Origin of the sequence: Streptomyces sp. NPDC059850 (genome assembly GCF_042731515.1) — a bacterium.
GTDB lineage: Bacteria > Actinomycetota > Actinomycetes > Streptomycetales > Streptomycetaceae > Streptomyces.
Map to the genome: position 1 here is coordinate 110,413 of NZ_JBHWJI010000027.1, position 6,367 is coordinate 116,779.

Sequence of the window (6,367 nt, forward strand, 5' to 3'; positions counted from 1 at the left end):
ACTGCGTCAGGCAGCGACGACCTCGACGCCGACCTTCGCGGCGACCTCGGCGTGCAGCCGGACCGACACCTGGTGCGCGCCCAGGGTCTTGATCGGCTGCTGCACCTCGATACGACGCTTGTCGACGTCCGGGCCACCCGCGTCCTTGATCGCCGAGGCGATGTCGGCCGGGGTGACGGAGCCGAACAGCCGGCCGGCCTCGCCGGCGCGGGTCTTCAGCTGCACCTTGACGCCCTCGAGCCGGGCCTTGACCTCGTTGGCCTGCTCGATCGTGGCGATCTCGCGGATGCGACGACCGCGGCGGATCTGCTCGACGTCCTTCTCGCCACCCTTGGTCCAGCGGAGCGCGAGGCCACGCGGAACCAGGTAGTTACGGGCGTAGCCGTCACGGACGTCCACGACGTCACCGGCGGCACCGAGGCCGGAGACCTCGTGGGTGAGGATGATCTTCATGACTCGGTCACCCTTCCCTTATCGCGCGGTGGACGTGTAGGGCAGCAGCGCCATCTCACGGCTGTTCTTCACGGCCGTGGCGACATCGCGCTGGTGCTGAGTGCAGTTGCCGGTGACCCGGCGGGCACGGATCTTGCCGCGGTCGGAAATGAACTTCCGCAGCAGGTTCGTGTCCTTGTAGTCGACGTAGGAGATCTTCTCCTTGCAGAACACGCAAACCTTCTTCTTAGGCTTGCGAGCAGGCGGCTTCGCCATTGTCTCTCTCCAGTGTGATCAAGAAGTTTGTGCTGGTCGCCCAGACCAGGCCTGGCGATGTTTCACGTGAAACCGCGTGAAACATCGCGTCCGGACCTAGAAGGGCGGCTCGTCCGAGTAGCCGCCGCCGCTGCCGCCGGAGCCACCGCCCCAGCCGCCGCCACCGCCGCCGCCCTGGCCGCCACCAGCGGGTGCGCCGGTCGCCCAGGGGTCGTCGGCCGGAGCGCCGCCGCCCTGCTGCTGACCGCCGCCGGGACCGCCGGGGCCACCGCCCCAGCCGCCGCCACCGCCGCCCTGGCCGCCACCGCCGCCGTAGCCACCCTGGCCACCACGCCCGGTGGTCTTGGTGACCTTGGCCGTGGCGTTGCGCAGGCTGGCACCGACCTCGTCGACATCCAGCTCGTAGACCGTGCGCTTGATCCCCTCACGGTCCTCATACGACCGCTGCTTCAGCCGGCCCTGCACGATGACGCGCATACCGCGCTGAAGCGACTCGGCCACGTTCTCCGCGGCCTGCCGCCACACCGAGCACGTGAGGAAGAGGCTCTCGCCGTCCTTCCACTCGTTGGTCTGACGGTCGAACGTACGAGGAGTGGACGCGACTCGGAACTTCGCGACCGCCGCACCGGAGGGGGTGAAGCGCAGCTCGGGGTCGTCGACGAGATTGCCGACGACCGTGATGACGGTCTCGCCTGCCATTGGGGAACCTCTCGGCGGGTACTGCTGGGCTGCTTGCTACTCGTTGCGATTCGGCCCGGAGACCGCTGAACGCTTACGCGGTCAGTGGGTCTCGGGACGGAGGACCTTGGTCCGGAGGACCGACTCGTTCAGGTTCAGCTGGCGGTCGAGCTCCTTGACGACCGCGGGCTCGGCCTGCAGGTCGATGACCGAGTAGATGCCCTCGGGCTTCTTGTTGATCTCGTAAGAGAGACGACGACGCCCCCAGGTGTCGACCTTCTCGACCTTGCCGTTGCCCTCGCGGATAACGGAAAGGAAGTTCTCGATCAGCGGGGAGACAGCACGCTCCTCGAGATCGGGGTCGAGGATGACCATCACCTCGTAGTGACGCATGTGGAACCCACCTCCTTTGGACTCAGCGGCCACGGTCGTTCCGTGGCAGGAGGGTCGTGATGCGTTGTGCCATGGCGTCTGTGCAGACACCACCGCAGACCGTACACAGTACCCGCCTCCTGCCTCCCGCTTGAAATCCGGGCGTCTTGGCCCGCAATCTGTACACATCGGGTGTGAGCGGCGTTACAGTTCGCCGCCCTGCCTATATGGGCCTACCTGGAGGTGCCCCATGGCACAGGCAGCACGACCGCAGCACGGCTTGCTCTCCTTTCTGGACACCGACGGCAAGTCCCATCCCGTCGAGAACGCCATCGCCATGGCGACGCTGATGATCGGTGTGGTCTCCTTCGTCACGGCTCACTTCCCCGGGCTCCACCTGGTCAGCTCGTGGACCGGGCTGATCGGCATGCTCGGCGGGGCCTGGGGCCAGCTGATCTCCGCGACCACCGGGGAGCGCTTCCTGCTGATCATCGGACTCGTCGCGTCGGGCGTCGGCTTCTACCTCGGCATGGCGCACGGCGGGCTCTTCGGCGGGCTGCTGGGCTGACTCCCCGCGGGCTGGTTGGCACCAGGCCCAAACGGGGCGCGTCCCTGTCGCAGTAGGCTTCGGCGCGAGAGCCGGAGCCCCGACCCTGGGGACACACCTGCCGAGGAGCGCCCCGCAATGAGCCTGACCCTGAGGACGATCAGCCGAGAGCAGCATCTGGCGTACATCCAGAGCCTGCCCGCGGCAAGCCACATGCAGGTCCCGGCCTGGGCTGACGTCAAGTCGGAATGGCGCTCGGAGAACCTCGGCTGGTTCGACGCGACCGGCCAGATGGTCGGCGCCGGCCTCGTTCTCTACCGCCAACTGCCCAAGATCAAGCGGTATCTCGCCTACCTCCCCGAGGGCCCGGTCATCAACTGGTACGCGCCCAACCTGGAGGAGTGGCTGCGCCCGATGCTCGCGCATCTCAAGCAGCAGGGCGCCTTCTCCGTGAAGATGGGCCCGCCGGTCATCATCCGCCGCTGGGACTCCGCCGCGATCAAGTCCGGTATCCAGAACCCGGATGTGAAGCGGCTCCGCGATGTCGAGGCCACCCACATCGAGCCGCGGGCCTTCGAGGTCTCCGACCGGCTGCGGCGGATGGGCTGGCAGCAGGGCGAGGACGGCGGCGCGGGCTTCGGCGACGTCCAGCCGCGGTACGTCTTCCAGGTGCCGCTGGAGAACCGCTCCCTGGAGGACGTGCACAAGAGCTTCAACCAGCTGTGGCGCCGCAACATCAAGAAGGCCGACAAGGCGGGCGTCGAGGTCGTCCAGGGCGGCTACGAGCACCTGGGCGAGTGGCAGCGGCTCTACGAGATCACCGCGGAGCGCGACCACTTCCGGCCCCGGCCGCTCAGCTACTTCCAGCGCATGTGGACGGCCCTCAACACCGAGGACCCCAACCGGATGCGGCTGTACTTCGCCATGCACGAGGGCGAGGCCGTGGCCGCCGCCACGATGCTGGTCGTCGGCGGCCACGTCTGGTACTCCTACGGCGCCTCCGCCAACCACAAGCGCGAGGTCCGGCCCTCGAACGCGATGCAGTGGCGGATGCTCCGCGACGCGTACGCGCTCGGCGCGACCGTCTACGACCTGCGCGGAATCTCCGACTCCCTCGACGAGACCGACCATCTCTTCGGCCTGATCCAGTTCAAGGTCGGCACCGGTGGGCAGGCTGCCGAATACCTCGGCGAGTGGGACTTCCCCCTCAACAAGCTGCTCCACAAGGCGCTCGACATCTACATGTCCCGCCGCTGACCCTGATTTCCTGATCCCCCGCACACGCTGCATACCTCGAATACACCGCGGCAACGAGAAAGGTTCCGGGACCGGCCAATGGCGCTCACCCTCTACGTCGACACCGCGCGCTGGCGGGCGCACCAGCAGATGGTGATCCAGCAGTTCCCGGGGATAGTCCCGGTCTGCAAGGGCAACGGCTACGGCTTCGGCCACGAACGGCTGGCCGAGGAGGCCGCTCGCATCGGCGCCGACATCCTCGCCGTGGGGACCACCTACGAGGCCGCCCGGATGAAGGACTTCTTCAGCGGCGATCTGCTGGTCCTCACCCCCTTCCGCCGCGGCGAGGAACCGGTGCCGCTACCGGACCGGGTGATCCGGTCGGTCTCGTCCGTCGACGGCGTCTACGGCCTGGTCAACGCGCGCGTCGTGATCGAGGTCATGAGCAGCATGAAGCGGCACGGCGTCACCGAGGAGGACCTGCCCAAGCTGCACGCCGCGATAGAGAACGTGCGGCTGGAGGGCTTCGCCATCCACCTCCCCCTCGACCGGACCGACGGCATCGACGCCGTCGAGGAGGTCATCGGGTGGATGGACCGGCTGCGCGCGGCGCGGCTGCCGCTGCACACCATGTTCGTCAGCCACCTCAAGGCGGACGAACTGGCGCGGCTGCAGCAGCAGTTCCCGCAGACCCGGTTCCGCGCCCGCATCGGCACCCGGCTGTGGCTGGGCGACCACGAGTCGACGGAGTACCGGGGCTCGGTGCTCGACGTCACCCGGGTCGCCAAGGGCGAACGCTTCGGCTACCGCCAGCAGAAGGCCGCCTCCGACGGCTTCCTGGTGGTCGTCGCGGGCGGCACGTCCCACGGCGTCGGCCTGGAGGCGCCCAAGGCGCTGCACGGGGTAATGCCCCGCGCCAAGGGCGTCGCCCGGGCCGGTCTGGCGACCGTCAACCGCAACCTCTCGCCCTTCGTCTGGGCGGGCAAGCAGCGGTGGTTCGCCGAACCGCCGCACATGCAGGTGTGCATCCTGTTCGTGCCGGGCGATGTCACGGCGCCGCAGGTGGGGGATGAGCTGGTGGCCCATCTGCGCCACACCACGACGCAGTTCGACCGCCTGCTCGACCGCTGAGCCCCGTGGCCGGGGTGGGCTCCCACGGGGGAGCTCACCTCCGGTCGGCGCCCCAGTCCGTGAGCGCCGCGCCCTCGTACTGCGCCGTGCGCCGCGCCTGGCCCAGGACGAACACGTCCGGCGCCCGGTCGAGTACGCCGCCCGACGGGTCGTCCGAACCGTCCCGGCGCACCGGGTCCCGGTCCGGCACCAGCGCGTCCCGCACGATCAGCGCGCACAGGAAGAGCGTTCCCGCGAAGTGCAGCGCGGTCGCCAGCTGGTAGCCCTCGGGCGGCAGCCCCCGGTGCTGATCGCCGCTGTTGGTGTACGCGAGGTACATCCAGACCCCGAGGAAATACATCACCTCGCACGCCTGCCACACCAGGAAATCCCGCCAGCGCGGCCGCGCCAGCACCGCGAGCGGGATCAGCCACAGCACGTACTGCGGTGAGTAGACCTTGTTGGTGAGCACGAACGCCGCGATGACCAGGAACGCGAGCTGGGCGAAGCGCGGGCGGCGCGGTGCGCACAGGGCGAGGGCCGCCACTCCGGCGCAGGCCAGCACCATGAGGATCATGGCGTAGGTGTTGACGTCGTCCATGGGGTTGCCGGTGCGCTGCGAGATGATCAGCCAGAGCGACCCGAAGTCGACCGGGCGTTCCTCACTGAACGTGTAGAACTGCTTCCAGCCCTCGCGGATGTGCAGCCCGCCCTGCGTCGTGAACATCACGGGCACGTTCACCACCAGCCAGGCGGCCGCCGTACCGCCCGTCGCCGCCCAGAAGGCCCGCCACCGGCCCGCGCGCAGGCACAGCACCAGCAGCGGGCCGAGCAGCAGCACGGGATAGAGCTTCGCGGCCGTCGCGAGGCCGAGCAGCACACCGGCGGCCAGCGGACGGCTGCGGGACCACATGAGCATGGCGGCGGCGGTGAGGGCGACCGCGAGAAGGTCCCAGTTGATCGTGGCGGTGAGCGCGAAGGCGGGAGCCAGGGCGACGAGCAGCGCGTCCCAGGGGCGGCGGCGGTGCGTACGGGACACGCAGACCGCGATGACCGCGGTGCAGGCCATGAGCATGGCCGCGTTGGCCAGCCAGTAGACCTGTTCGCGGGTCTGGAGGCTGCCGCTGTGCGGGGTGAGCCAGGAGGCGACCTCCATCAGGAGGCCAGTGAGGACCGGGTACTCCAGATACTCCATCCCGCCGGAGACGCGGTCCGGTATCCGGTCGAAGTACGGGACGAGGTCGTCGGCGAAGCCGCGGCCGTTGTAGAGGTGCGGTATGTCGGAGTAGCAGGCGTGGGTGTACTGGGCGGTCGCGCCGTAGAACCAGCCGCCGTTGTAGCAGGGCAGCTTCTGCACCATGCCCAGGGCGAACATCCCGATGGCGACGAGCGCGATGATCCGTACCGGGGTCCACCAGCTCGTGCCCAGCAGGGCCCGGCGCCCGACCGGGCCGCCGATCAGCTCGCTGCCCGCCGCGGCCACCGAATCCTCCATGGTCGGCCGTACGGGCTGGGCCTGTGGGTCCTCGCGCACGCTCATGGGGCCCATCCTGCCGTACGAGCCGGACGCGAGGGGTGAGGACCGTCTCAGCGGCCCGCTGAGCGCCTCGGAAGGCTCTGACCACCCGGGGGCCTCCCACGCGTCCGTAAGGCGCGCAGAGAGCCGCGGAGGCCCCTCGAACGACGGCGGCCGCGCCGGAGCGGGTGCTCCGGCGC

Annotated in this window: 8 protein-coding genes; 3 read left to right on the forward strand and 5 right to left on the reverse strand. The window is 69.2% G+C overall.

Translation table 11 applies throughout. The annotated features are described in order from the left end of the window. Positions 1-6: 6 nt before the first annotated feature. The 4 genes from rplI to rpsF all read right to left on the reverse strand — a co-directional run bounded on the left by rplI (position 7) and on the right by rpsF (position 1,779). Positions 7-453: a 50S ribosomal protein L9 gene (gene rplI / locus ACFV9T_RS23115; RefSeq protein WP_385443333.1), complete on the reverse strand. Its 447-nt coding sequence runs from the start codon at positions 451-453 to the stop codon at positions 7-9. A gap of 18 nt (positions 454-471) precedes the next feature. After that, positions 472-708, reverse strand: a complete 237-nt coding sequence (gene rpsR / locus ACFV9T_RS23120; protein ID WP_003978893.1) for a 30S ribosomal protein S18 — start codon at positions 706-708, stop codon at positions 472-474. Positions 709-804: 96 nt separating this feature from the next. Further along, complete coding sequence (locus ACFV9T_RS23125) at positions 805-1,407, reverse strand: single-stranded DNA-binding protein (RefSeq protein ID WP_385443335.1); 603 nt, start codon at positions 1,405-1,407, stop codon at positions 805-807. Positions 1,408-1,488: 81 nt separating this feature from the next. After that, the gene (gene rpsF / locus ACFV9T_RS23130; RefSeq protein ID WP_009716508.1) at positions 1,489-1,779 is read right to left on the reverse strand and encodes a 30S ribosomal protein S6; all 291 of its coding nucleotides are present in this window, start codon (positions 1,777-1,779) and stop codon (positions 1,489-1,491) included. A gap of 229 nt (positions 1,780-2,008) precedes the next feature. Here rpsF and ACFV9T_RS23135 point away from each other — a divergent pair, with 229 nt between their 5' ends. The 3 genes from ACFV9T_RS23135 to ACFV9T_RS23145 all read left to right on the forward strand — a co-directional run bounded on the left by ACFV9T_RS23135 (position 2,009) and on the right by ACFV9T_RS23145 (position 4,672). Next, positions 2,009-2,326, forward strand: coding sequence for a hypothetical protein (locus tag ACFV9T_RS23135; protein WP_385443337.1), 318 nt, complete (start codon positions 2,009-2,011; stop codon positions 2,324-2,326). A gap of 117 nt (positions 2,327-2,443) precedes the next feature. Next, positions 2,444-3,562 carry a lipid II:glycine glycyltransferase FemX gene (locus ACFV9T_RS23140; RefSeq protein ID WP_385443339.1) on the forward strand — a complete coding sequence of 373 codons (1,119 nt, stop codon included), beginning with the start codon at positions 2,444-2,446 and terminating at the stop codon, positions 3,560-3,562. A gap of 78 nt (positions 3,563-3,640) precedes the next feature. Continuing rightward, positions 3,641-4,672, forward strand: a complete 1,032-nt coding sequence (locus tag ACFV9T_RS23145; RefSeq protein WP_385443341.1) for an alanine racemase — start codon at positions 3,641-3,643, stop codon at positions 4,670-4,672. 34 nt (positions 4,673-4,706) lie between these two features. On the opposite strand, the gene ACFV9T_RS23150 is transcribed toward ACFV9T_RS23145, so the two are convergent. Next, complete coding sequence (locus tag ACFV9T_RS23150) at positions 4,707-6,191, reverse strand: glycosyltransferase family 87 protein (RefSeq protein WP_385443342.1); 1,485 nt, start codon at positions 6,189-6,191, stop codon at positions 4,707-4,709. Between the last annotated feature and the right edge of the window lie 176 nt (positions 6,192-6,367).